The organism is Polaromonas sp. LjRoot131 (assembly GCF_964252805.1).
Classification (GTDB): Bacteria; Pseudomonadota; Gammaproteobacteria; order Burkholderiales; family Burkholderiaceae_C; genus Polaromonas.
This window is the reverse complement of record NZ_CAXUPF020000001.1, coordinates 516,024-541,335: the sequence shown is the minus strand read 5'-3', so window position 1 is coordinate 541,335 and position 25,312 is coordinate 516,024. Positions and strand designations below refer to the sequence as shown.

Sequence of the window (25,312 nt, the reverse complement as noted above, 5' to 3'; positions counted from 1 at the left end):
ACACCCATGACACATCGCAACAGCATCGTTTCTCTTGTCGGCATCGCCGCCATCGCGCTGGCTTCAGCGGCACAGGCCCAGGAACAGGTCGTGGCCATCGGCCACACCGGCCCGCTTTCGGGGCCGAACGCGTTCGCCGGCAAGGACAATGAAAACGGTGTCCGCCTGGCGGTCGAAGAACTCAACGCCAAAAAAATAGTGGTGGGCGGCAAGACACTCAAGTTCGAACTGCAGTCGGAGGACGACCAGTGCGACGCCAAGGCCGGCGTCAACGCGGCCCAAAAACTCGTTGACAGCAAAGTGAAGTACGTCATGGGCCCCTATTGCTCGGGCGTTGCGATTCCCGCATCACGGGTGTACAGCGAAGGCGGCACCATGATGTCGACAGTCGGCACCAACCCCAAGGTCACCCAGGGAGGCTACAAAAACCTGTTCCGCATCATTGCCAGCGACACACAGATCGGATCCAGCATGGCGGTGTACGCCGCCAAGGTCCTGAAGGTCAGCAAGGTCGGCGTGATTGACGACCGCACGGCCTTCGGCCAGGGCGTTGCGGAAGAGTTCGTCAAGGAAGCCAAGAAACAGGGTCTCACCGTGGTCGGGCAGGAGTTCACGACCGACAAGGCCGTGGATTTCCTCTCCATCCTGACCAACCTCAAGGCGCAGAAACCGGAAGCCATCTTCTTCGGCGGCTACGCACCGCAGGCTGCGCCCATGGTGCGCCAGATGAAACAGCTGGGCCTGCCCGCCAAGCTGCTGGGCGGCGACACGCTCTGCAGCCCCGAAATGGGCAAACTCGGCGGCGACGCGGTCAACGACACGGTTTTTTGCGCGCAAGGCGGCTCCATGCTGGAAAAGGCCGCGGGTGGACCGGCCTTCAAGGCCAAATACAAAAAGCGCTTCAACCTCGATACGGACGCCTACGGCGCTTCCTTCTATGACCAGACGATGCTGATCGGAGAGGCCATGCGCAAGGCCGACTCCATCGACGTGTCCAAGGTCGGCGCCGAAATCTACAAGGGCAGCTACAAGGGCGTTGCGGGTACCTACACCTATGACGACAAGGGCAATATGACCCAGGCGCCCATCACGGTGTTCACGTTCAGGAATGCCCAGCCCACGGCGTTGGCGAGTTACTGAACACGGCCATCACGGGCAACACCATGAGCGACGCAGCGCACAGGGAGCACCCAGGCACCGTGACGCTCCACGTCAACGGCAGTCCGCTGTCGGTCAGGACGGGGACCTCCGTGGCCGCGGCACTGCGCATCGCCGATGCCGCGCACATGGGCATCGCACGCCGCTCCGTGCACGGCGAAGCCCGCGCGCCGTTCTGCGGCATGGGCATCTGCCAGGAATGCCGCGTCGACATCGATGGCCTGCGCCGGCTGGCCTGCCAGACGCACTGCGAAGACGGCATGGTGGTGGAGGCTGCAAGGTGAACGCCAAAAACCCGTCAACGGCGATTGAATATTGCGATGTATTGATCATCGGCGCAGGCCCGGCCGGCTTGGCCGCGGCGCTGGCCGCCGCGCCCAGCGGCGCCCGCATCACGCTGCTGGACGACAACCCGGCCCCCGGCGGCCAGATCTGGCGGGACGGCCCGGGCGCCCACCTGCCGCCGCAGGCGCTGCGCCTACGCGAGGCACTGGCGCGCTGCGCCAACGTGCGCCTGCTGTGCGGCACACGCGTCGTCAGCCCGGCCGGCGCCGGTGCACTGCTGCTGGAAGACGCCACACAAGGCTGGGTGCAGCCTTATGACAAATTGATCCTGTGCACGGGCGCGCGCGAACTGCTGCTGCCCTTCCCGGGCTGGACGCTTCCCGGCGTCACAGGCGCCGGTGGTTTGCAAGCCCTGGTCAAGGCCGGCCTGCCGGTCGCGGGCGAACGCATCGTCATCGCCGGCAGCGGCCCCTTGCTGCTGGTGGCCGCCGCCACGGCGCGCCAGGCCGGCGCGCGCGTGCTGCGCATCGCCGAGCAGGCCGGCCTGGCATCGGTCGCGGGCTTTGCGGCCCAGCTGCTGCGCTGGCCCGGCAAGGCAACACAGGCCCTGGGCCTGGCCAGCGCGCGTTACCGCACCGGCACCCGCATCGTCTCCGCGCAGGGCGCGGGCCGCGTCGAATCCGTTCGGCTGCAGCACGCCGGCCGCGAAACCGAGATCGCCTGCGAACGCGTGGCCTGCGGTTTCGGCCTGGTGCCCAACACCGAGCTGGGCCAGTTGCTGGGCTGCGCGCTCACGCCGGACCACGGCGGTGCGCGGGCGCTGGCGGTGGATGGCCTGCAGGCGACCAGCGTGGCCGGTGTCTACGCGGCCGGCGAATGCACCGGCGTGGGCGGCAGTGAGCGCGCGCTCGCACAGGGCCGCATCGCCGGCCATGCGGCCGTCGAAAACACCGGCGCCGCGCATCACCACAGCCCGGAACGCGCGCACTGGCAGGCCTTCGCCGACCAGTTGCAGCGCCACTTCACGCTGGCCCCGTCGCTCAAAACCCTGGCGCGCCCCGACACCCTGGTCTGCCGCTGCGAAGACGTGCCGCAGGCGGCGCTCGCCGCTTGCGGTAGCTGGACGGAAGCCAAGCTGCACACGCGCTGCGGCATGGGCGCCTGCCAGGGCCGCGTCTGCGGCGCGGCGGCACATGTTCTTTTCGGCTGGACGCCGCCCGCGCCCAGGCCGCCGCTGTCGCCCGCGCGCATCGCCACGCTGGCAAGCACACCCACCGACTGAAAACATTCGGCGGCCGGAGCCCCGTGGTAGGCTTCGCGCTGGCAGTGCGCCTGCAAGCTTCCGCTGCGACGCCGAGATGCCCAACCACACCATGCCCCTGCCCACGACCGCACCCCAACCGCCGGCCAAACGCCGGGCCGCCGACGTCGCCTACGACGCGATTGAAGCGATGATCGCCACCCTGCAGCTGCAGCCCGGTGCGCCCGTGGTCGAGTCCGACCTGGCCCAGCGCACCCAGCTGGGCCGCACTCCCGTGCGCGAGGCGCTGCTGCGTATGGTCTCCATCGGCCTGATCGTGCAGCAGCCCCGGCGCGGCCTGCTGGTCTCCAACATCGACCTGGCCGACCACCTGGACGTGATCCTCACGCGGCGCGTGCTCGAGGGCGTGATCGCCGCCTGCTCGGCGCGGCGCGCCACGGCGGCCCAGCGCAAGGCCATCGTCGGCTGCGCGGCCAAGATGGTCAAGGCCGCCGAGCGCGCCAACCTGGAGGCCTACATGGCGGCCGACCACGAGCTGGACCTCGTCAACCACGAGGCCTGCCGCAACAGCTCGGCCGTCAAGAGCGTGGTGCCGCTGATCGTGCAGTGCCGGCGCTTCTGGTATGCCTACCAGCACGAGGGCGAGATCGCCGAAGGCGCGCGCTTTCACATGGAGCTGGCCCAGGGCATCGCCACCGGCGACGAGGCCGCCGCCGTGCTCGGCGCCAACAAGCTCATGAACTACCTCGAAGGCTTCGCCAGGCGCGTCATCGAAATCTGAGGCCGCACGCGCGGGCCAGGCTTTTACTGGGCCGCCTGCTGGCCCAGCTCGATCCGCTGGGCCAAAAAGCGCCAGATGCGTTCGTCGTCGCAGAACGCCACGTTAAAACGCAGCCAGCCCGTGGGATGGGGCTCCAGCAGGAACAGCTGTCCCGGGCCGAGCATGATGCCTTCCGGCGTCGCCTCTTTGGACAGGACCGCGCCGTCCGGCAGGTCCGGGTGCCGGGCCCACAAATACATGCCGGCCCCCGGCTCATGGAAGAGCTCAAACCCCAGGCTGCTCAGGTTCTTCTCGGTCTTGCGATGCGCCGCGGCCAGCTTCTCGCGAAGCGACTTGAGGTGCTTGCGCCAGCGGCCGTCGGTGACCACCCCGAAGGTCAGCCGCTCGGCGATGTCGGAGGATGTCAGCCCTGAAATCATCTTGAGCTGGGCCAGGTCCTCGATCAGCTCACCCCGGGCCAGCAGGTAGCCCACACGCAGGTTGGGGGAAATGGTTTTGGAAAAGCTGCCGATGTAGACCACGCGCTGCAGCTGGTCCAGGCTGGCCAGCGTGGAGCGCGAGGTGGGGTCCATGTCGGCGTAAATGTCGTTTTCCACCAGCGTGAAGCCGTGCGTCTCGGCCAGTTGCAGCAAGCGGTGCAGATGGGCCGCCGAGGCGATCGAGCAGGTCGGGCTTTGCAAACGGGGCTGCGTGAAAAAAGCCTTGGGTTTGTGCTCGGCCAGCAAGGCCTCCAGCGCGGCGAGGTCGTAGCCCGTGGGGGTGCGCGGCACTCCCACCAGGTTGGCGCCCAGGAAGCGCAGCATGAACATCAGGTTGGGATAGCCCGGGTTGTCCACCAGCACGGTGTCGCCCGGTTTGAGGAGTTGCCGGGCCACCAGGTCCAGCGCCTGGCTGGAGCCTTGCGTCAGCAGCACCTGGTCCACCTCGACCGGTATCTGGTTTTCGGCCAGGGCCTCCGCGATGATCATGCGCAGCGCCATATGCCCATAAGGCAGGCCGTAACCTTCCAGCGACGAGCCGTCCGCCGACAGGTGCCGCATGCTGCGCCGGATCGCATCCCCGAACAGGAAATCGTGCGGCAACCAGCCGCAACCGGGTTTCATCGGCAGGTTGCGGTTCTCGAATATCTGCTTGAGGTACCAGCGCGCGTCGAATTTCGGCTGCGGGGGCTGCGCATACGGCGCACCCGATGCACCCTCATCGCCCCTGCGCTTGACGAAAAACCCGGCATTGGCCCGGGAAACCAGCCATCCCTGGGCCACCAGGCGGTCATAGGCCTCCACCACCGTGAAGACGCTGACGCCGTGCATGGCCGCAAAACCGCGGATGGAAGGCAGCTTGACGCCCGGTTTCAGCGCCTGCCCGGCAATCATGCCCCGCAGGCCGTCAACGATCTGGCTCACCAGGGGGGTCTGCAGTTCCGGGCGAAGTGTGAGCATCAAAAAACCAAAAAAGCCAGATTGTGCATCGCAGGCCTCACGCACCGGGTTGGGGAATCCATGTACAGGATTCTAGACCCGCACAGTGTGCTGAAAACAGCGCGGCGGTGTACATGGACGGGCCAGTCACGGACTTCTACAGTCCACCCATCTTCCTCCCCCAACCTGAAATCACCTTCACCATGCAGCCAAACCAGACCTCCAGCAACGCCGCCCTGATGGTGCGCCGCCAAGCCGCCGTGACGCGCGGCGTGGGCCAGGCACACGAGATTTTTGTCAGCCGGGCGAAAAACGCCGAGCTGTGGGATGTTGAGGGCCGCCGCTACATCGACTTCGCCGGCGGCATCGCCGTGCTCAACACCGGCCACCTCCACGCCGGCGTGATGGCCGCGGTCAAGGCCCAGCTCGAGCTCTACACGCACACCTGCTTCCAGGTGGTCGCCTATGAGCCCTATGTCGAGCTGGCGGAAAAACTCAATGCGCTGGCGCCCGGCGATTTCGCCAAAAAGACCCTGCTGCTGACCACCGGCGCCGAGGCCGTCGAGAACGCGGTCAAGGTCGCGCGCTCCTACACCAGGCGCCCCGGCATCATCGCCTTCACGGGCGGCTACCACGGCCGCACCAACATGACGCTGGGCATGACCGGCAAGGTGGCGCCCTACAAGCTGGGCTTCGGCCCCTTCCCCGGCGAGGTGTTCCATGCGGAATACCCCAACGCGCTGCACGGCGTGAGCATTGACCAGGCGCTGCATTCGGTCGAGCAGATCCTCAAAAACGACGTCGAGCCCGAGCGCGTGGCGGCCTTCATCATTGAACCGGTGCAGGGCGAAGGAGGCTTTTACATCGCCCCGCCCGAGTTCATCAGCCGCCTGAAGGCGCTGGCCGACCGGCACGGCATCCTGCTGATCGCCGACGAGGTCCAGACCGGCGCCGGCCGCACAGGCACCTGGTATGCCAGCGAACAGTGGCCCGTAGCGCCCGACCTGATTGCCATCGCCAAATCCATGGCGGGTGGTTTCCCCATCTCGGGCCTGGTCGGCCGCGCCGAGGTCATGGACGCCCCCGGCCCCGGCGGCCTGGGCGGCACCTACGCGGGCAGCCCGATCGGCTGCGCCGCGGCGCTGGCAGTGCTCAAAGCTTTTGAAGCAGAAAAACTCCTGGACCGCAGCAACACCATGGGCAACTACCTGGTCAGGGGCCTGCTCGCCCTCGCGGAGAAGGAGCCGGCCATCGGCGACGTCCGTGGCCTGGGCGCCATGGTGGCCATAGAGCTCTTTGAAAACGGCGACCCCGCCCGTCCCGACGCGGCACTGACCAAACGCGTGGTGAGCGAAGCCGCCCGGCGCGGATTGATATTGCTCTCTTGCGGCACCTACGGCAACGTGATCCGGATCCTGGTTCCCCTGACGGCCCCCGACACGCTGCTGGACGAAGGCCTGAAGATCCTGGCCGACAGCTTCGCCGCATCGCGCTGATCTCCGTGGCCAGCTCAGGAAACACGATGACTGATAACAACGTCCTGGTGCGCTTTTCAGGCGTGCAAAAAACCTACGACGGCGAACAGCTTGTCGTGCAGCAGCTCGACCTCGACATTCATCGCGGGGAATTCCTGAGCCTGCTGGGCCCTTCCGGCTCCGGGAAAACCACCACGCTGATGATGCTGGCCGGCTTCGAGTCGCCTACCGCCGGGGAAATCTTCCTCAATGGTTCGCAGATCACCGGCACGCCGCCGCACAAGCGCAACTTCGGCATGGTGTTCCAGAACTACGCCCTCTTCCCGCACCTCAGCGTGGGCCAGAACGTGGCCTATCCGCTCACGGTGCGCAAGGTGCCCAAAGCCGACCAGGCCAGCCGCGTGCAGCGCGCGCTCGACATGGTCCGCCTGTCGGGCATGTCCGACCGCCTGCCCGGCCAGCTGTCGGGCGGCCAGCAGCAGCGCGTCGCCCTGGCGCGGGCGCTGGTGTTCGAGCCCCAGCTCGTGCTGATGGACGAGCCGCTGGGCGCGCTCGACAAGCAGCTGCGCGAACACATGCAGATTGAACTCAAGGAGCTGCACAAGCAGCTGGGCGTCACCTTCGTTTATGTCACGCACGACCAGGGCGAGGCCCTGACCATGAGCGACCGGGTGGCCGTCTTCAACGATGGCGCGATCCAGCAGCTGGCCCCCGTGGAGGCGCTGTATGAAACGCCCGCCAACCGTTTTGTCGCCGGTTTTGTGGGCGACAGCACGGTGCTCAAAGGCAAAGGACGCGCCGCGGGCATTGAATTGCCGGACGGCCGTGTCCTGAACGGGATCCACGTCAACCAGGCAACAGTCGGCGCGCAGGTAGAGGCCTACATCCGGCCGGAGCGCATTGTGTTGCACCGCCAGGCACCGGCTTCAGCTGCCAATGTGCAGCCCGCGCGCGTGGCTCGCATCATCTATTTCGGCGACCACCTGCGGCTGCTGTGCGAGGTCGGCGCCGGCCAGGCGGAAGCCACGGTCAAGCTGCCCCTGACGCTGTTGAACGGCCTGCCGCCGCCGCAACCGGGCGAGGCCGTGTACCTCGAATTCCCGCCCGCATTGACGCGGATCTATGCGGTGTAAGCGCTTTCTCCTTTCACTCATTTCACCCACTTCAACCTTCCCTTCCGCCTTTATCAACCACCGAGGAAATAGCACCATGAAGAAAAACATCATCGCCCTCGCCATGGCTTCATGCCTGGCCCTGCCCGCGCTTGCGCAGCAGCAGATCACCGTCGTCAACTTCGGCGGTGCCAATGCCAACGCGCAGAAGAAGGCCTACTACGAGCCCTACGAAAAAACCGGCACCAAAGTCGTCGCTGTGGAATACAACGGCGAGCAGGCCAAGATCAAGGCCATGGTCGAGACCAAGAAGGTCACCTGGGATGTGGTCGAGGTCGAGGCACCCGACGTGCAGCGCGGTTGCGACGAAGGCCTGTTTGAAAAAATCGATTTCAGCAAGATCGGCCCCAAGGCGGACTTCCTGCCCGCGGCCGTGAAGGAATGCGGCGTGGGTGTTTTTGTCTGGTCCACCGTGATGGCCTGGAACGCCGACAAGGTCAAGACCGCCCCCACCAGCTGGGCCGATTTCTGGGACGTCAAGAAGATTCCCGGCAAGCGCGGCATGCGCAAGGGCGCCCGCTATAACCTGGAGTTCGCGCTGATGGCCGACGGCGTCAAGCCCGCCGATGTCTACAAGGTTCTGGCCACCAAGGACGGCGCCGACCGCGCATTCCGCAAGCTGACCGAACTCAAGCCCAGCATCCAGTGGTGGGAGGCCGGTGCCCAGCCTGCGCAGTTCCTCGTGGCCGGCGACGTCGCCCTCAGCACGGTCTACAACGGCCGCATCGACGCCGCCAACCGCGAAGGCCGCAACCTGAAGATCTACTGGCCCGGCGGCATCTATGACCTGGACTACTGGGTCATCCCCAAAGGCGCGCCCAACAAGGACGCATCGATGAAGTTCATCGCCTTTGCCAGCCAGCCCGCCACCCAGGCCGTCTATGCCCAGAACATCGCCTACGGCCCGGTCAACAACCAGGCTTTGGCCAAGCTCGACAAGAAGGTGCTGGACGACCTGCCGACCTCGCCGGCCAATGCCAAAGAGGCCATCCAGATGAACGTCGGCTTCTGGGCCGACCAGGGCGAGGCGCTGGAGAAACGTTTCGCTGCCTGGGCCACGCAATAAACCCTGGGAGCAAGACAGCATGAACAGTTTCACCCGCAAGGCGGCCCTGACGGGCGAAGACGTCGGCGCGCTGCGCCGGGCGCTGTCGCGGGCCGATGCGCGGCGCAAATGGCGCGCCTTCGCCCTGACCGTGCCCTTGCTGGTGTTTCTGCTGGTGACCTTGCTCATCCCCATCGCCGCCCTGCTGCAGCGTGCCGTCGAAAACCCCGAAGTGGTGAACGCGCTGCCGCGCACGGTCCAAAGCCTCAAGGGCTGGGACCCGCAGGCGCCGCCTGCAGCCGCCGCGTATGCGGCGCTGGTGCAGGACCTGGGAAGCCTTTCCGACAGCTCGGACGCCGGCGCCCTGGCCCGGCGGCTCAACTCGGAGGTGCCCGGCTCCCGCTCGCTGGTCATGGGGGCCTACCGCGCGCTGCCCATCACCGGGTCGCCGCAGGACATACAGGCCAGTCTGGTCCAGTTGGACCCGCGCTGGGCCGAGCCCGCCTTCTGGCAGGCGATTGCCAAAAACGGTTCCCGCTGGACGCCCGACTACCTGCTGGCATCGGTAGACCTGCGGCGGGACAGCCAGGGCGACATCGAGCGCATGCCGCCCGACCAGCGCGCTTTCGGCCCCATCCTGCTGCGCACCTTCCAGATCAGTTTTGTCGTCACCCTGTTCTGCCTGGCGCTGGCTTACCCGCTGGCCTGGTGGCTGGCCTCGCTGCCGGCGCGCAAGGCCAACCTGCTGATGATCCTGGTGCTGGTGCCCTTCTGGACATCGATCCTGGTGCGGGTGGCCGCATGGATCGTGCTGCTGCAATCCGAAGGCCTGGTGAATCGCGGGCTGATGGGCATAGGCCTGATCGACAGCCCCCTGGCGCTGCTGTTCAACCGCGCGGGTGTGGTGATCGCCATGGTGCACATCCTGCTGCCTTTCATGATCCTGCCGCTGTACAGCGTGATGAAAAATGTGCCGCCAACCTACATCCGCGCTGCGATTTCGCTGGGCAGCTCGCCCCTGGCCGCCTTCTTTCGTGTGTACGTACCGCAAACCTATCCCGGCATCAGCGCCGGGGCGCTGCTGGTCTTCATCCTGTCCATTGGTTATTACGTGACTCCCGCCCTGCTCGGCGGCGCCGATGACCAGATGCTGAGCTATTACATCGCGCGGTACACCAACGTCGAAGTCAATTGGGGCATGGCCTGTGCGCTGGGCGCCGTGCTGTTGACCGCCACCATGATTCTTTACAGCGTTTACCGGCGCATCGGCAAGGCCGAGCTCAGCATGGGCTGACACCCATTTTTTTTACAGGCGCAGAGACCAATTCACCATGTTCAAAATCCAAGGGCCCGCTTTCCCCCGCTACGCCACCCTGGCAGACAAAGCCGGCTGGTGGCTGGTGCGCGCCGCCTGCGTCGCCATCCTGCTTTTTTTGCTGGCGCCCATCCTGGTCATGGTGCCGCTGTCTTTTTCCGACAGTTCTTTTTTGTCCTACCCGATCCCGGGCTGGTCGCTGAAGTGGTACCGCAACCTGCTGGATTCGCCTGAATGGGCTCGGGCTGCGAAAAACAGTTTTATCGTGGCCCCTGCCGCCACCCTGATCGCCACCGCGCTGGGCACCCTGGCGGCGGTCGGCCTGTCACGCAGCAACTTCCGGTTCAAGAGCCTTCTCATGGCCATTCTCATCGCGCCCATGGTGGTCCCCATCGTCGTGGTCGGTGTGGCCACCTACCTGTATTTCGCCCCGCTGGGCCTTGCCGACAGCTACTTCGGGCTGATCGTGGTGCATGCCGCGCTGGGCGCGCCTTTTGTGCTGACCACCGTGCTCGCAACGCTGGCCGGCTTTAACCACAATCTGGTGCGTGCCTCTCTGAGCCTGGGTGAGACCCCCTTGCGGACCTTCTTCAGGATCACCCTGCCGGTCATCGCGCCGGGCGTGATCTCCGGAGCGCTGTTCGCCTTCGCCACCTCGTTTGACGAAGTCGTGGTCACCCTGTTCCTGGCGGGCGCCGACCAGGCCACGCTGCCGCGGCAGATGTTCACCGGCATCCGGGAAAACATCTCGCCCACCATCGCGGCCGTGGCCACCCTGCTGATCCTGTTCACCACCGCCCTGTTGCTGCTGCTGGAATGGCTGCGCGGACGCAGGGCCTGACGCGCCGGAACGGCGTTCTCGCGCTGAAACCCTTTTCCGGGGTCGCATACCCGGCTGCCACCCGAATCTCCCTGCGAAAGCTGTCAAAATCACCCGACGGCTCCGCTCTTCGCCCTCCCCCTCTTCCCGCTTCCCGCTTTAAGGACTCCCGCCCATGGACATGAAAACCTCTCCCATTTCCCTGCTCAAAGATCCCAGCCTCTTCAAGACCGACGCACTGGTCAACGGCCAGTGGGTCGCGGGCAAGGCCCGTTTTGACGTGAACGACCCCGCCACCGGCCGCAAGCTGGCCGACGTGGCCAACCTGGGCCCGCAGGACGCCGAGGCCGCCATCGCCGCGGCCAACGCCGCCTGGCCTGCCTGGCGCAACAAGACCGGCAAGGAGCGCCACGCCATCCTGCTCAAGTGGTTCCAGCTGCTGATGGCCAACCAGGAAGACCTGGGCCGCATCATGACCGCCGAGCAGGGCAAGCCCTTTGCCGAAGCCAAGGGCGAAATCGCCTACGGCGCGAGTTTTGTCGAGTGGTTCGCCGAGGAAGCCAAACGCGTCAACGGCGAGACCCTGCCGCAGTTCGACAACAACCGCCGCCTGATGGTCCTGCGCCAGCCGATCGGCGTGTGCGCCGCCATCACCCCCTGGAACTTCCCGCTGGCCATGATCACCCGCAAGGTCGCCCCGGCCCTGGCCGCCGGCTGCCCGGTGGTCATCAAGCCGGCCGAGCTCACGCCGCTGACGGCCCTGGCCGCCGCCGAACTCGCCATGCGCGCCGGCATCCCGGCCGGCGTGCTTAACGTGCTGACGGCCGACAGCGCCAACAGCATCGCCGTGGGCAAGGTGTTCTGCGCCAGCGACGTGGTGCGCCACATCAGCTTCACCGGCTCCACCGAGGTCGGCCGCATCCTGATGGCGCAAAGCGCGCCCAGCGTCAAGAAGCTCGCGCTCGAGCTGGGCGGCAACGCGCCCTTCATCGTCTTCGACGACGCCGACGTGGACTCGGCCGTCGAGGGCGCCATGGCCAGCAAATACCGCAATGCCGGCCAGACCTGCGTCTGCGCCAACCGCATCTACGTGCAGGACGGCGTCTACGACCAGTTCGTCGAAAAATTCGCCGCCAAGGTCAAGGCGCTCAAGGTCGGCAACGGCTTTGAGGACGGCGTGGTGCAGGGCCCGCTGATCGAGGCCGCGGCCGTCGAGAAGGTGCAGCGCCACGTCGCCGACGCGCTGGCCAAGGGCGGCAAGCTGCTGGCCGGCGGCCACAAGCTCGAAGGCCAGTTCTTCGAGCCCACCGTGGTCTCCGAAGCCACCGCCGACATGCTCTGCGCCCGCGAGGAAACCTTCGGCCCCTTCGCGCCGGTGTTTCGCTTCAAGAACGACCAGGAAGCCATTGACGCGGCCAACAACACCGAGTTCGGCCTGGCCAGCTATTTCTACAGCCGCGACATCGGCCGCATCTACCGCGTCGCTGAAGCGCTGGAGTACGGCATGGTGGGCATCAACGCCGGCGTGATCGCGACCGAGCACGTGCCCTTCGGCGGCGTCAAGCAGTCCGGCCTGGGCCGCGAGGGTTCGCGCCACGGCATGGACGAATACCTCGAGATGAAGTACCTGTGCCTGGGTGACATCCAGCGCTAAGCCGGCTTAGCCGCGACCCGCCCGCCACCCCGAACCGACATGCGCCTGCTGCTTGTGGAAGACGAAGCCGAGATGGCTTCGTGGCTGCTGCGCGCTTTCAAGCAGAGCGGTTTTGTTTCCGACCACGCGCCGGATGCCGCCACGGCCGAGTCGCTGCTGGCCGGCAACGACTATGACGCCGTGGTGCTGGACCTGCGGCTGCCCGACAAGCACGGGTTGACCGTGCTGGCCGAGCTGCGCAAGGCCGGCAACCGGACCCCGGTGCTGGTGCTGACGGCGCAGGGTTCGCTGCAGGACCGGGTCAAGGGCCTGAACGTCGGGGCCGACGACTTCCTGGCCAAACCTTTCGCCATCGAGGAGCTCGAAGCCCGCCTGGCCGCGCTGGTGCGGCGCAGCCGGGGGCGCTCCCACGCACCGCTGCAATGCGGCTCCCTGTCATGCCCGCACGACAGCCGCGCCTTCACACTGGCCGGCACACTGCTGCAGCTCACGCCGCGCGAAAGCGCGGCCCTGGCGGTGCTGCTGGCGCGCAGCGGCACGCCGGTGGAGAAGTCGCAGCTCTCCGGCAAGGTCTTCCCGGCCGACAGCAATGCCGGCCCCGATGCGATCGAGCTGGTGCTGCACCGGCTGCGTCGCAAGCTCGACGGCGGCGATGTGCGCATCGTCACCGTGCGCGGCCTGGGCTACATGCTGGAGGCGCATCAAGCATGATCTGTCGTTTTGCACTCGTCCTCGCCGCACATCGCCGCGTTGCAGTCCTTACCCATGCTCCAGCATGGGCGGCGGCCTGCGCCTTGCGCTGCGCACCGATGACTTTGCGCAAATCCGACAGCTCATACTTGACGCGCCTCTAAGCCTCATGCAGATACTGCGCACTGACCCCGACCGCTTCGGCATACGCGCGCGACTGCTCACGCTGCTGCTCCCCGCCATCCTGGGCCTGCTGGCCCTGGACAGCTGGAACGATTACCGCGCCCTGCAAAACCAGGTGCAGGACGCCTACGACCAGAGCATGCTCGAGGCTGCGCACGCGCTGCAAAGCAGTGTGGCACCGGCGCCGGACGGCTCGCTGCGGCTGAACGCGCCGGCCGGCGTGCAAGCCATGTTCGCAGAGGCCGGCCCCTTGCGGAAATACCTGCACGTGAGCCTGACGGCGCAAGGCGACGCACAGGCCGGAGCGGCGGCCGCCCCGCGCGAACTCACCTTGCTCGGTGATGCCGGCCTGCCCCCGCCACCCTCACCGCCTTCATCACCCGACGCCTCTTCCCCCGCTCAGCCCGTCTGGTACGACGATTTCCACGATGGCCATCCGGTGCGTGTGGTGGCGCTGCAAAGCCAGGTACTGGATGGACACGGCCGGAGCTTCAATCTGCGGGTCCAGGTCGCGGAAACCACCGGCCCGCGCGACCGGGCGCAGGCCGCCACCCTGCGGCAGGAGCTGATACGCGACGCGCGCATGGTGCTGGTGATGGTCCTGCTGGTCTGGCTGGGCGTGACCTGGTCGCTGCAGCCGCTCGAGCGCCTGCGCAAATCCGTGCTGCAAAGCAAGGGCACCGACCTCCAGCCCCTGGACACCCGCGACGTGCCGCATGAAGTGGCGCCGCTGGTCGACGCGCTGAACCAGCACCTGGCCAGCTACCGCGAGCTGCTGGAGCAGCAGTCGCAATTCCTGGCCGATGCCTCGCACCAGCTGCGCACGCCGCTGGCCATCATGCTGACCCAGGCCGGTGTGGCGCTGCGCGAAAAAGACACCGAACAGCTTCACGCCACCCTGCGCGCCATGGTTGCCCAGATCGCACGCAGCCGGCGCCTGTGCGAACAACTGCTCTCGCTGGCCCACGCCAACGAGGGCGCAGCACCCGCCCCTATGTCCGACACGCCCGGCATCGTCGACCTCAACACCATCGCCCGGGAGGTGGTGCTGCAGTACCTCGCCCTGGCGCATGAAAAGAACCAGGACCTGGGCTGGGTCGACGCCCGCGGCGATTCAACAGTCACGGAGGCGATGCAAGACGCACCCGCAGTCCCGGTGCTGGCGCGCGGCCCCGAACTGCATGAGGCACTTTCCAACCTGGTGCACAACGCGATTGCCTACACACCGGCCGGCGGGCACATCACCGTGATGGTGTCCACGCTGGACGGCATGGCCCTGGCCGAGGTCCGTGACGACGGCCCCGGCATCGCCCCGGCGCGGCGCGCGCAGGTCTTCGAACGCTTCCATTCGGCCGACCCGGGCGCCGAAAAAGGCTCACACGGCGCCGGGCTGGGCCTGGCCATCGCGCGCGCCTATGCGCGGCGCAACGGCGGGGACATCGAGCTCACGCACACGGCCTCCGGCGCCGGCCTGCGCGCCGTCCTGCGCCTGCCGCTGGCGCCCCGTATTACTCCCTCTCCCCCTGGGAGAGGGCAGGGGTGAGGGCTAGCGGCCTAAGCATGGAGCAGTGGTTATTTGTCCGCCGCTGGCCCTCACCCTAACCCTCTCCCGGAGGGAGAGGGGACAAGATAGCCGGAGAGGGAAAGGCCGTTCGGATTGACTCCCTCTGGGAGAGGGGCAAGGCTTCTTCGCGGGCCCAAGCCCGTTAGTGATAACACGTATTTTGGCCCCCGCCGCGTAAAACGAAAGCCGATTGGAAGCCTCGCTTCCTAACATCGCCTCCAGCCCGAACGCCCCGCCGCCTGCGCTGTGCAGGACCGGAGAGCCGGCACATTAGCAGGAGACGCGATGACCCACCCATCCTTCAACGACCAGGCCCGGCCGGCACGGCCCCGGAGGTGCTTCCCATGAACCTGAACAACCGCAACTTCGTCCGCGGCCTGTGCCTCATGGCGATCGCCCTGGGTTTCGGCGGCATCTCCTTCAACTACACCATGGGCGAACTGAGCCGCTCCGGGCCCGGACTGTTTCCACTGATCGTGAGTTCCTTCCTGTTCATCATCGGCGTGCTCACGGTGGTGCGCGCGCACTTCGTCGACCCCGTGCCCCTGGACTACAGCGTCAAGAACATCGCCATCATCCTCGTGAGCCTGGTCGGCTTTTCGGTGCTCTCCCAGTACGTCAACATGATCCTGGGCATCGTCTTCCTGGTGTTCTGCTCCACGCTGGCCGGCACCTCGTATTCGCTGCTGCGCAACGTCAAGATCGCCATCGGCCTGGTCGCCGTAGCTTTTGCCTTCAAACAATTCCTCGGCCTGAGCCTGCCGCTGTACTGATATGGAAGTCTTTCACAACCTTGCGTTCGGTTTCGAACACGCGCTGACGCTGCAAAACCTGCTGTACTGCGCCCTGGGCTGCACGGTCGGCACGCTGATCGGGCTGCTGCCCGGGCTCGGCCCCCTGTCCACCATCAGCCTGCTGCTGCCGCTGACCTACTCCATCCCCACCGGCGGCGCGCTCATCATGCTGGCCGGCATCTACTACGGCGCGCAATACGGCGACAGCGTGAGCGCCATCACCATGAAGATCCCGCACGCCAGCAGCATCGTGGCCTGTATTGACGGCTACCAGATGACGCTCAAGGGCAAGACCGGCCTGGCGCTCTTCACGGCCGGGGTCTCCAGCTTCATAGGCGGCACTGTGGCCATCGTGGTGCTCTCGACCATGGCGCCCGCGTTGGGTGAAGTCGGTTTCCTGTTCGGGCCGGCCGACTACTGCGCGCTGATGCTGCTGGGTTTCTTCTGCGTGAGTTTTGTCAGCAGCGGCAGCCTGCTCAACGGCCTGGCCATGGCCATGGTCGGCGTGCTGCTCGGCATGGTCGGCACCGACGTCAACAGCGGCGTGGCGCGCTACACCATGAACCTGCCCTTCCTGATGGACGGCATAGGCCTGATCAGCATCGCGCTGGGCTGCTTCGGCATTGCCGAGGTGGTGAAAAACCTCGACAACAAAAACGTGCTCACGCCCTTTAACGGCAAGATCAAGCTCATGCCGACCTGGCCCGAGTTCAAGCGCATCATCCCCAGCGCCCTGCGCGGCAGCGTGATCGGCTCCATCCTGGGCATACTGCCCGGCGGCGGCCCCACCATCGCCCAGTTCGCCGCCTATGCCGCCGACAAGAAGTTCAGCAAGTACAAGCACGAGATCGGCACCGGCTGCATCGAAGGCGTGGCCGGCCAGGCCGCAGCCGACGAGGCCGCCGCGCGCACCAGCTTCATCCCGCTGATGGCCATCGGCATTCCCGAGAATGCCGTCATGGCGCTGATGATGGCGGCCTTCGTGGTCAAGGGCATACAGCCCGGCCCCAACATGATCGCCACCCACCCCGACCTGTTCTGGGGCCTGGTGGCCAGCATGTGGATAGGCAACTGCTTCCTGCTGATCCTCAACGTGCCCCTGGTGCGCTACTGGCTGTCGGTGTTCAAGATCCCCTACACCGTGCTGTTCCCGGCCATCCTGTTCTTCTGCTGCATAGGCACCTACAGCATCAACAACAGCCTGGACGACATCTACACCACCGCCGTCTTCGGCCTGGTCGGTTATTTGTTCCTGCGGCTGGACATGGAGGCCGCGCCCTTGCTGCTCGGCTTTATCCTGGGCCCCATGCTCGAAGAGAACTTCCGCCGCGCCATGCTGCTGAGCCGCGGCAGCTTCAACGTCTTCGTCAACCGCCCCATCAGCGGCACGCTGCTGGGCGTCATCGGCATCCTGGTGGTGTGGCAGCTGGTGGTGTTTGTGCGCAAGCTGGTCAAGTCGCCGGACCATGTCATCCATTCAGGCGGCAATCCACCTGTCGTACCCGCCGTGCCGCTGCCCGCAACCGGCGGTAAATAAGACAAAGCAAGTCGCACTCTCCTGAAAGCCCCCATCCTCACACGAGCTTGGGGGCTTGTTTCATCCGGCGGTTGTGTTGAAATAAGCCTCCCTTCAGGAGACTTCCCCCATGAACCGCAGACTCGTACTCCAGGCCGGCGCCACGGCAGCCCTCGCCACCTTGCTGCTCGGCGCGCACGCACAATCCACGGGCGCCAAACGCCAGGGCATCGTGATCCAGGTCAGCGACAACGACCCGGCCAAATGGAACCTGGCACTCAACAATGCCAAGAATTTGCAGGACGACGTGGGCGCGGCCAACGTCGAGATCGAGATCGTCGCCTACGGCCCGGGCATCAACATGCTCAAGCTCGAATCACCCACCGGCTCCCGCATCGCCGACGCCGCCAAAGCCGGCATCAAGGTCACCGCCTGCGAGAACACCATGCGCGGCCAGAAGCTGGGCAAGGACGACATGCTGGCCGGCATCAGCTATGTGCCCGCCGGCGTCACCGAGATCATGAAGAAGCAGCACGAAGGCTGGGCTTACCTGCGGCCTTGAATGAGGCCGGGGCCCACCGCGCCCCCGCCGCCGCACAAACACCACCATGGAAATCGAACTCAAGCTGAGGCTGCCCCCTGCCGCACTGGCCGCGCTGCGCGCCGACCCGCTGTGGGGCCATACCCGCGTCACGCACAAGCAGCTGGACAATATTTACTTCGACACGCCGCAGCGCGCGCTGGCCCAGGCCGGCATAGGCCTGCGCCTGCGCAGTGACGGCAAGCGCTGGCTGCAAACCGCCAAGGGTGGCGGCAGCAGCCGCGCGGGCCTGCACCAGCGCGAGGAAATCGAGTTCGCGGTCGCCGGGCCGGCCCTGGAATGGGCGCCGCTCGCCGGCACGGCTTTCGGGCCGGTGCTGGAGCCCCTCAAAGACCAGTTGCAGCCGCAGTTCCAGACCCGCTTCAAGCGCGAGATCCGCCACATCACCGGCGCCGCCGGCGGCGTCATCGAAGTCGCCATCGACGAAGGCGAAATCCTGGCCGGGGACCACAGCGAACCGCTGTGCGAGGTGGAACTGGAACTCAAGGGCGGGCCGGTGGACGAACTGTTCGCGCTGGCCCTGACCCTGGCCGAACGCCACCCCCTCGTGCTCGACAACCGCAGCAAAGCCGAACGCGGCAACCGGCTGGCCCACGGCGCCGCGCTGGCGCCGCCCGCCAAGGCGGCTGCGCTGGCCGCGCCCCCAGGGGAGGATGCACGCCACGCCGCACGGCAGGCCGTAGAAGCCTGCCTGGCCCACTGGCAAGCCAATGAAGCCGGCTTCCTGGCCCAGCCCCAGGGCGGACACTACGACAGCGAATACCTGCACCAATTGCGCGTCGCGGTACGGCGGCTGCGTGTGGCTTGCGGCCCGCTGGCCGGCGCGGCCCAATGGCAGGAAGAAGCACTCGCCCCGCTGCAGGACAGCCTGCGCGCACTGGGCCAGCGCCTGGGCGCCGCACGCGATCAGGATGTGTTTATCGAAGAAACCTGGCCGTCGCTGGCCGTCGGCCTGCACGACGCCGCCCTGCGCCAGAAGCTGCAGGAAGCCGCTGCCCTGCGGCAAGCCACAGCCCGCCTGCAAGCCCAGGCCGCCCTCGAGGAGCGGGACACCCAGCGCCTGCTGCTGCAACTGGGGCGCTGCCTGGCCCAACCGGACAACGATGACAGCCCACCCGTGCCCTTTGACGAAATCACGGCGCAGCTTGAGAAACTGGCCCACAAACTGCGGCAGGCCCTGCCCCGGCTCGAACAGCTAAGCCCCACCCGCCTGCACCGCCTGCGCATCACCGCCAAGAAGCTTCGCTACCTCACGGAATTCATCGCCGGTCGCTACGACCCGCAAGCCACCGAGGCCTGGCTGGAATGGCTCAAGAAAGCGCAAACCGTTTTTGGCCTGCACAACGACCGCCTGACCGCCAGGACGCATATCGAAACCTTGTGCGCCGGCGTGGAGCAGCCCGGCAAGCTGCAGCACAGCCTGCAGGCGGCGTTGCGCGAGCAGGAGCAGCCTGAGCTTTCGCTGCCGGCGTTGCCTGAGCCCTACTGGCGCCCTTGAAAGCCGGAACCGGGGTGTAAAATCGCCGCGAGCCCGCCCCTGGCGCGGCTTCAGCGCAAAGTGGCTCGTCAGCAGCCAACTAAATGCGGGTGTAGTTCAATGGTAGAACGGCAGCTTCCCAAGCTTCATACGAGGGTTCGATTCCCTTCACCCGCTCCAGATCTTCAACGCAGCAAACTTTCAAAATATCGCCCGAGCGCCGAATTGAACGCCTTAGGTGCTTCCAGTGCCGGCAGATGCGCCGTGCCCTGAAGTACCAAGCTCTGGGCCCCGGGTATGCGCTGCGCAACAAGCGCGCATCTTTCCTGCAAGTGCGGGAGGTCAAGATCGCCCCACATCACGAGCGTAGGTGCTTTGATCGCTTCCAGTTGGTCCCATGCTGAAGGTTCTTCGGATGCCAGGCCAGGATTGGCTGCCCGTAAAGCGCTACCGTTCATCGAGAGGAAGAGCCGGCGAATCTCACCGTCCACTCGCCCTGGCGGACTCAAGGGGCCGTCCAGCCAGAGACGCGCCTGAAGCTCATTCTTGGCCTCCAGGTCGCCCTGCGCCGCAGCAGCGCTGATCGCATCCATCAGGGCTTTGACCGAATCGCCGTATCGTGGCGCCGGCGCGCCGCTGAGCCCGGGAGAAACCACCACCAAACCGCTCACCCGGTCTGGCCGCGCCAAGGCCGCGTCGATGGCCACACGACCTCCCATGGAACAGCCTACCAATACCGCACGGTCATACCCCAAAGAATCCATCACGTCCCAAAGGTCGGCCACATTTGAGTACGGCGTTGACTTCAATGTGCGCGATTCTCCAAAGCCGCGACGGTCGTAGCCCACGACAGGATGGGTTGTTGCCAGCCAGTCCCACTGGCCTTGCCACATTCGCCGGTCTGCGACGTTGGCGTGCAGCAAAACAACCGGCATGCCCATTGCGCCATGGATGGCCTCGTATTCCACGGCCAGCAACGCGCCATCAACTTCAAGCAGCTTCATTGTTTTCATGGCTATGACGATACTGATCGCTGAGCTTGGATGTCAAGCTGTGATTGCCGTTGGCAGCGGCCAGCGCATCACGACGATGAATATGCCCGGCAAGGTCAGGCCGCTGCGGGCCAGCTCGTCTCACGCATTGCCGCGCCGCTTCATCCACCTCATCAAGCCGCCGACCACAGGCAGCTTTTCATAAAGCTCTTCAGCCGCATCCCAATAATCGCGATGCATCGTGATGCGCCCTTCGCCGTCCAGCACCAGGTGCGAACCACCCAGAATGCACTGCGCCCGTCCCCGCTGGAAACGCTTGAAGGCAAAGTGGAACTCCCAGATCAGGAAGCATTGCGCGCCTTGCACGATGCGCCCTGTGATGACGAAGCGCGGGTTCTCCAGGGTCTCATACATGTGGCGGTAGATCTGCTGGACCGCGGGCAAGCCCTGTACGTCGTTGAACGGATCTTTAAAGCGTGCATCGGGGGCATAGATGGCGCCCAGCGTTTCGACGCCCGCGAGAGTGAGGTTCTGGAAGCTTTCCACGATGCGGTCAACGGAAGAGTTCATGACTGTCTAGTCCTTCCTGAGACGGCGTGTCGCCGCGAAAAACAAGGGATAAGGCAAAAGCCGCAAGGCTTTCATCCAGCGGGTAAAACGTTTGGGGAAGTGGATTTCAAATTCTCCGCGTGCCCAGCCCTTCAGTATTTCCAGGGCCGCCTGTTCTGGGCTGATCAAGGCGGGCATTTTGAACTGGTTCTGGCGTGTCAGGGGGGTCTCGACAAAACCCGGGTTGATAAGCGTCACGCCGATACCCTGGGCATGCAGGTCCAGGTACAGGGTCTCGGCAAGGTTGATAAGCGCGGCCTTGGTCGGGCCGTAGGCCAGGCTGTTGGGCAGGCCGCGGTATCCCGCCACGCTGCCCATCAGGCTGATGTGGCCGCGCTGGCCGGTGCTTTTGTCCAGCGGGCGCGCCAGCAGGTGCGGCACTGCCGCATCCAGCACGTGAAGCGCGCCGAGGTAATTCACCTCGTTGTGGCGTAGCAGCTCGCCGAGGTCCATGTGCATGGCGTCCATCGCGTGATAGTGCCCCGCGCAATACACCACACAATCCAGCGCATCCCGCGCGGCCAGGGCCGATGCGGCCGCCTTCACCGCGCGCGCATCGGTCACGTCCAGCGGCAGGGCCAAAGCACCGGCATGCGCATCGACGAACGCGCCCAGCGCGTCCGCGCCGCGGGCCGAAACAACGACCTTCGCGCCCTGGGCGTGCAGCGCCGACGCCGTGGCCCGGCCGATGCCGCTGGAGGCGCCTACCAGCCATACCGTGCGGCCATGCCAGTCCGCGATGCGAGGGTTCAGTGCCATGGCGTTTATCGTTTGATGAAGGAAAGCGTCACTTCACCCAGGCCCACGCCCCACTTGCGCATGGCGGCCTTGTTGAGCATGACTTTGTCGTTCATGAGGTACATCCAGTCGTCAAACTGCACGTTGATGACCCGGCCGTCCACCGGCAGGGCCAGGGTGTAGGCCCAGTTGAAGGCGTTGCCGCTTTGCCGGCCCTCGGCGGCGCCCACGACGTCGTCGGCCTGGCCGGTGTAGCGGCCGTCGGCATGGCGCGTCAGGCGCCAGACGCGCCGCTGCGTCGTGCCGTCGGAATACGTGAAGGCTTCGTCCAGTACGCCGGCATCGCCCTTCCAGGTGCATGTCATCACCACCGTGAAGCGCTTCACCACCTTGCCCGAGCGGTCGGTGAATATGCCGTACGCGTCCAGCGTGCCGTTGAAGTAGTCGCGCAGTTCCAGCACCGGGGTTTCCTTGGCGTAATCCTGCACTTGCGGGGTGCTGCATGCGCTCAGCAGCGTGGCGCACACCACGGCGGTGAGAAGGAGTGACTTGTGGAGAAAGCGGCGTTGTTTCATGGTGTGTGCGGCGAGGCCGCTGGTTGGATGATGAAAATCTGGAGCGCGCCGGCCGCCAAGGCTTTGAGCGCGCAGGGCAACAGGCAATAAGCGGCGGTGAGTACGCCGGCGGCGCCAGCATCGCGAGCGCCGGGCACATAACCCAGCCAGCCCAGCAAAGGCAGGGCCAGGCCGGCGGCCAGCGCCAGGTTCAGCTTGGTGGCAAAGTTCCACCAACCGAAATAGGCCCCTTCGGCGAGCCCGCGGTCACCGGCTTTCGCAATGACGCCGGCCAGGAGCGCGCCGGGAAGGACCAGGTCGCTGCCCAAGGCCGCGCCCGACAAGGCGCACACCAGCAAAAACCAGGGCGCATCGCCCGCACCCAGCCGGCTCGCGCCCAGAAAAACCGCGATGGATAACAACATCCCGGCGCGCCAGCTGTGCGCCAGCCCCCAGCGCTTGACCCCGCGCAGCCACAGCGGCATGGACAGCGCGCCGCACACAAAGTACACCGCCAGCGCGGTGGACTGCATGGCCTCGCTGGCCTGCAAACGGTCCTGCAGGAAAAACAGCACCAGCGTTGCCGGGATGGCGCTGGCGATGCCGTTGAGCAGGTACACGCCCAGAAGGCGGCGAAAGTCGGGGTTGCGCAAGGGATGCCAGAGCGCGCCGGCGGTAATGGCTGTCGCGGCCGCCGCCGCATGGCGGCACTCCGGCCGGGGCGCTGCACGCCAGGCCCACCAGCCCCCCGCCAAACCAGCGAACAGCAGGACCAGCATGGCGGGCACGCCCAGCAGCGCAGGAGTGACCGACGCGAGCAGCACCCCGGCCAAGCCGAGCCCTTCGCGCCAGGCCACCACGCGGCTGCGGTACAGCGCGTCGCCGCCCAGCATGGCGCCCCAGGACTGGTGCGCGATCGACAAGGCGCTGTAGGCCGCGTAGGTCACGACCAGCCAGAACCCCGCCCACCAGAGCAGCGCCGCGGGTTCACGCACCAGCGGCACAAACAAAAAAGAAAATCCCGCGGCCAGCACGGCCGCCGCCACCGCACCCATGGCCAGTACGGCGCGCAGCGAGGTGGCATACAGGCGATCGCACAAACGGCCCAGCAGCGGGTCTATGACCGCATCGAGCAGGCGCGCGCCCAGGAGCACGGCACCCAAAGCGGCAAGCGAAACGCCCCAATGGCGCGTGTACAGATTGGGCATCAAGACATACAGCGGCAATGCGCAAAACGCAAGGGGAAAACCCAGCAGGCCGTAGCGCGCACCGCCGCCCACCCCCAAAACCCGGGGCGCCGCTTCGATGCGCGCGGCCATAAAAGGACTCATGGTGCGGCGCCCGCAGGGGTCGGTGATTTTTCCCGCGCCAGCAGCGCGCGGCGCATTTGCGGCTCGGAGGTTTGCGGGGACAACCAGATGCCGAAGAAGAGTTTGGCGAACAGCGGGTCGCGCACTTCACCGAGCAGGCGGCCGTTGTGCCAGAACACCGCGCCGGTGGCGGGCTGGTGCACGCCGGTGATGCGGTCGCCGGCGCCGACATCGGGGAACAGCGCGCGCATCCGGGTTTCCCAGGCGGCTTCCTGTGCCGGGGACATGGGGGTCACGGGCGCCTGGCGGCGCATCTCGGCGATGGACCGTCTGGCGATGTCCGCGCCCTTGAAGTCGCGCAGGTAGGCCAGCTCCAGCGCGAACGGGCTTTTTTCATAGGCCGGCCCGGCAAACTCAGGCGCGACCCAGAGGGTGGCCTGGTAGACCTCAAAGCCCCAATAAGTGAACCTGGCCTGGCCCGACAGGCTGGCGGCGGGCAAGCCCGGGCGCAGTTCCTGCGGCAAGGTTTGGGCCTGGATTTGCGGGACGTGCACGCAAGCGGCCGCCGCCACGATTGCGCAAGCCGCTGCGTTTTTCATGTCGAAAGCGCAGCGGGCTTGCGCAAGGTGAACTGCATCAGGTTGATGTCACCCGTGTCAAAGGCGGCCTCGCAGTAGGCCAGGTAAAACGCCCAGATGCGCATGAAGCGCTCGTCAAAGCCGAGCGCCGCCACCTCGGCCCCGCGTGCCATGAATGCATCGCGCCAGCGGCGCAGCGTCTCCGCGTAGTCGGCGCCGAATGCGAATTCGTCCACCACCTCCAGCCCCGCGGCCTGGGCCTGGCGGCGAAACTCTCGCGGACAGGGAAGGCAACCACCGGGGAAGATGTACTGCTGGATGAAGTCGGTCGAGCCGACGTAGCGGTCAAACAGCGCGTCGTTGATGACGATGCTTTGCAGGCAGGCCCGCCCACCGGGTTTGAGCAGGCGGCTCACGGTGGCAAAGTACGTGGGCCAATAGGCTTGGCCCACCGCTTCCACCATCTCGATGGAACAGATCGCGTCAAACGGCGCATCCGGGATGTCGCGGTAGTCCTGAAGGCGCAGGTCGGCGCGACCGGCCGCGCCGATGCGGACGCCCAGGCGCTGCAGACGCGCGTTGGCATAGGCCAACTGCTCGGTGCTCAGCGTCACGCCCACCACGGCAGCGCCGCGGTGGGCGATGGCTTGCTCGGCCAGCGCGCCCCAGCCACAGCCGATTTCCAGCACGCGGTCGCCGGGTTTCACGCCGGCCATGTCCAGCGCGCGGCACACCTTGGCGTTTTGCGCCTCGGGCAAGGGGCGTGACAGGTCGCCGTCGAACCAGGCGCTGGAGTAGTTCATGGTCTCATCCAGCCACAGCCGGTAAAAGGCGTTGCCCAGGTCATAGTGCGCGTGGATGTTCTTGCGGCTGTTGGCGCGGCTGTTGTGGTGCAGCAGGTGCTTGACGCGGTACAGCAGGCGCCCAAACCATGTGCCGAAGATCATGGCGTCGACCTCGCGGCGGTTGGTGGAGAACAGCTTGAGCAGTTCGGTCAGGTTGGGCGTGCTCCAGTCGCCGGCGATGTAGCTCTCGGCAAAGCCGATGTCGCCGGACTTGAGCGCGGCGCCGAACACCTTCCAGTTGTGCAGCGTCATGCTGGCGCTGGGGTGCCCGGGCCCATGCATGTCGTGCTGCTGCGGGTGCTCGCCAAAGCGGCGCTGTGAGCCGTCGGGCAGGTGCAGGGTCAGCACGCCGTGACGCAGCTCTTGCAGCAGGCGCAGTGCGCTTCGGGCCGCTGCGGGAGCATCCTGTGGAAAGCCCAGGCTTGGGGCGGTGTGGGTAGCGGCGTTCATGTGGGACTCCTGAAGTGGGGCGTAGGC

General features: G+C 66.1%; 24 protein-coding genes and 1 tRNA gene. 17 read left to right on the top strand and 8 right to left on the bottom strand.

Features of this window, described 5'->3' with window-relative positions:
- The first annotated feature begins 6 nt into the window (after positions 1–6).
- The 4 genes from ACSQ27_RS02595 (at position 7) to ACSQ27_RS02580 (ending at position 3,485) form a co-directional block, all read left to right on the top strand.
- A complete protein-coding gene (locus ACSQ27_RS02595) occupies positions 7–1,140 on the top strand; it encodes a branched-chain amino acid ABC transporter substrate-binding protein (protein ID WP_436153925.1) in 1,134 nt (377 codons plus the stop codon).
- 23 nt (positions 1,141–1,163) lie between these two features.
- Positions 1,164–1,442 (top strand): 2Fe-2S iron-sulfur cluster-binding protein, encoded by a 279-nt coding sequence (locus ACSQ27_RS02590; protein WP_436153924.1) that lies wholly within the window; start codon positions 1,164–1,166, stop codon positions 1,440–1,442.
- Positions 1,439–2,725 carry an FAD-dependent oxidoreductase gene (locus tag ACSQ27_RS02585; RefSeq protein ID WP_436153923.1) on the top strand — a complete coding sequence of 429 codons (1,287 nt, stop codon included), beginning with the start codon at positions 1,439–1,441 and terminating at the stop codon, positions 2,723–2,725. The genes ACSQ27_RS02590 and ACSQ27_RS02585 overlap by 4 nt, the downstream gene beginning before the upstream one ends.
- Before the next feature lie 76 nt (positions 2,726–2,801).
- Complete coding sequence (locus ACSQ27_RS02580) at positions 2,802–3,485, top strand: GntR family transcriptional regulator (protein WP_436153922.1); 684 nt, start codon at positions 2,802–2,804, stop codon at positions 3,483–3,485.
- A gap of 23 nt (positions 3,486–3,508) precedes the next feature.
- Here the strand turns inward: ACSQ27_RS02580 and ACSQ27_RS02575 are convergent, their stop codons facing one another.
- A complete protein-coding gene (locus tag ACSQ27_RS02575) occupies positions 3,509–4,924 on the bottom strand; it encodes a PLP-dependent aminotransferase family protein (protein WP_436153921.1) in 1,416 nt (471 codons plus the stop codon).
- 182 nt (positions 4,925–5,106) lie between these two features.
- Here ACSQ27_RS02575 and gabT point away from each other — a divergent pair, with 182 nt between their 5' ends.
- The 13 genes from gabT to ACSQ27_RS02510 all read left to right on the top strand — a co-directional run bounded on the left by gabT (position 5,107) and on the right by ACSQ27_RS02510 (position 19,389).
- The gene (gene gabT, locus ACSQ27_RS02570; RefSeq protein ID WP_436153920.1) at positions 5,107–6,399 is read left to right on the top strand and encodes a 4-aminobutyrate--2-oxoglutarate transaminase; all 1,293 of its coding nucleotides are present in this window, start codon (positions 5,107–5,109) and stop codon (positions 6,397–6,399) included.
- 26 nt (positions 6,400–6,425) lie between these two features.
- Entirely contained in the window at positions 6,426–7,511 is a 1,086-nt protein-coding gene (locus ACSQ27_RS02565) for an ABC transporter ATP-binding protein (RefSeq protein WP_436153919.1), read from the top strand.
- Between the two features lie 76 nt (positions 7,512–7,587).
- On the top strand, positions 7,588–8,616 hold the full coding sequence (locus tag ACSQ27_RS02560; protein WP_436153918.1) for an ABC transporter substrate-binding protein: 1,029 nt from the start codon (positions 7,588–7,590) through the stop codon (positions 8,614–8,616).
- 19 nt (positions 8,617–8,635) lie between these two features.
- Positions 8,636–9,889 (top strand): ABC transporter permease, encoded by a 1,254-nt coding sequence (locus ACSQ27_RS02555; RefSeq protein WP_436153917.1) that lies wholly within the window; start codon positions 8,636–8,638, stop codon positions 9,887–9,889.
- Positions 9,890–9,926: 37 nt separating this feature from the next.
- Complete coding sequence (locus tag ACSQ27_RS02550; RefSeq protein WP_436153916.1) at positions 9,927–10,751, top strand: ABC transporter permease; 825 nt, start codon at positions 9,927–9,929, stop codon at positions 10,749–10,751.
- 154 nt (positions 10,752–10,905) lie between these two features.
- Positions 10,906–12,384, top strand: a complete 1,479-nt coding sequence (locus tag ACSQ27_RS02545; RefSeq protein ID WP_436153915.1) for an NAD-dependent succinate-semialdehyde dehydrogenase — start codon at positions 10,906–10,908, stop codon at positions 12,382–12,384.
- Positions 12,385–12,423: 39 nt separating this feature from the next.
- Entirely contained in the window at positions 12,424–13,095 is a 672-nt protein-coding gene (locus ACSQ27_RS02540) for a response regulator (protein WP_436153914.1), read from the top strand.
- Positions 13,096–13,243: 148 nt separating this feature from the next.
- Complete coding sequence (locus tag ACSQ27_RS02535) at positions 13,244–14,800, top strand: sensor histidine kinase (RefSeq protein ID WP_436153913.1); 1,557 nt, start codon at positions 13,244–13,246, stop codon at positions 14,798–14,800.
- A gap of 365 nt (positions 14,801–15,165) precedes the next feature.
- On the top strand, positions 15,166–15,594 hold the full coding sequence (locus ACSQ27_RS02530) for a tripartite tricarboxylate transporter TctB family protein (RefSeq protein ID WP_436153912.1): 429 nt from the start codon (positions 15,166–15,168) through the stop codon (positions 15,592–15,594).
- A gap of 1 nt (position 15,595) precedes the next feature.
- Complete coding sequence (locus ACSQ27_RS02525; RefSeq protein ID WP_436153911.1) at positions 15,596–17,152, top strand: tripartite tricarboxylate transporter permease; 1,557 nt, start codon at positions 15,596–15,598, stop codon at positions 17,150–17,152.
- A gap of 109 nt (positions 17,153–17,261) precedes the next feature.
- Positions 17,262–17,693 (top strand): DsrE family protein, encoded by a 432-nt coding sequence (locus tag ACSQ27_RS02520; protein WP_436153910.1) that lies wholly within the window; start codon positions 17,262–17,264, stop codon positions 17,691–17,693.
- 46 nt (positions 17,694–17,739) lie between these two features.
- Positions 17,740–19,230, top strand: a complete 1,491-nt coding sequence (locus ACSQ27_RS02515; protein ID WP_436153909.1) for a CHAD domain-containing protein — start codon at positions 17,740–17,742, stop codon at positions 19,228–19,230.
- 85 nt (positions 19,231–19,315) lie between these two features.
- A tRNA-Gly gene (locus ACSQ27_RS02510) sits at positions 19,316–19,389 on the top strand.
- Positions 19,390–19,394: 5 nt separating this feature from the next.
- On the opposite strand, the gene ACSQ27_RS02505 is transcribed toward ACSQ27_RS02510, so the two are convergent.
- The 7 genes from ACSQ27_RS02505 to ACSQ27_RS02475 all read right to left on the bottom strand — a co-directional run bounded on the left by ACSQ27_RS02505 (position 19,395) and on the right by ACSQ27_RS02475 (position 25,285).
- Positions 19,395–20,222 carry an alpha/beta fold hydrolase gene (locus tag ACSQ27_RS02505; RefSeq protein ID WP_436153908.1) on the bottom strand — a complete coding sequence of 276 codons (828 nt, stop codon included), beginning with the start codon at positions 20,220–20,222 and terminating at the stop codon, positions 19,395–19,397.
- A 120-nt stretch (positions 20,223–20,342) separates the two neighbouring features.
- The gene (locus tag ACSQ27_RS02500) at positions 20,343–20,771 is read right to left on the bottom strand and encodes a nuclear transport factor 2 family protein (RefSeq protein WP_436153907.1); all 429 of its coding nucleotides are present in this window, start codon (positions 20,769–20,771) and stop codon (positions 20,343–20,345) included.
- Between the two features lie 6 nt (positions 20,772–20,777).
- A complete protein-coding gene (locus ACSQ27_RS02495) occupies positions 20,778–21,569 on the bottom strand; it encodes an SDR family NAD(P)-dependent oxidoreductase (protein ID WP_436153906.1) in 792 nt (263 codons plus the stop codon).
- 5 nt (positions 21,570–21,574) lie between these two features.
- A complete protein-coding gene (locus ACSQ27_RS02490; RefSeq protein ID WP_436153905.1) occupies positions 21,575–22,123 on the bottom strand; it encodes a DUF3833 domain-containing protein in 549 nt (182 codons plus the stop codon).
- On the bottom strand, positions 22,120–23,433 hold the full coding sequence (locus ACSQ27_RS02485; protein ID WP_436153904.1) for an MFS transporter: 1,314 nt from the start codon (positions 23,431–23,433) through the stop codon (positions 22,120–22,122). Before ACSQ27_RS02485 ends, ACSQ27_RS02490 begins: the two co-directional genes overlap by 4 nt.
- On the bottom strand, positions 23,430–24,011 hold the full coding sequence (locus ACSQ27_RS02480) for a chalcone isomerase family protein (RefSeq protein WP_436153903.1): 582 nt from the start codon (positions 24,009–24,011) through the stop codon (positions 23,430–23,432). The genes ACSQ27_RS02485 and ACSQ27_RS02480 overlap by 4 nt, the downstream gene beginning before the upstream one ends.
- The gene (locus ACSQ27_RS02475; RefSeq protein ID WP_436153902.1) at positions 24,008–25,285 is read right to left on the bottom strand and encodes a class I SAM-dependent methyltransferase; all 1,278 of its coding nucleotides are present in this window, start codon (positions 25,283–25,285) and stop codon (positions 24,008–24,010) included. The genes ACSQ27_RS02480 and ACSQ27_RS02475 overlap by 4 nt, the downstream gene beginning before the upstream one ends.
- Between the last annotated feature and the right edge of the window lie 27 nt (positions 25,286–25,312).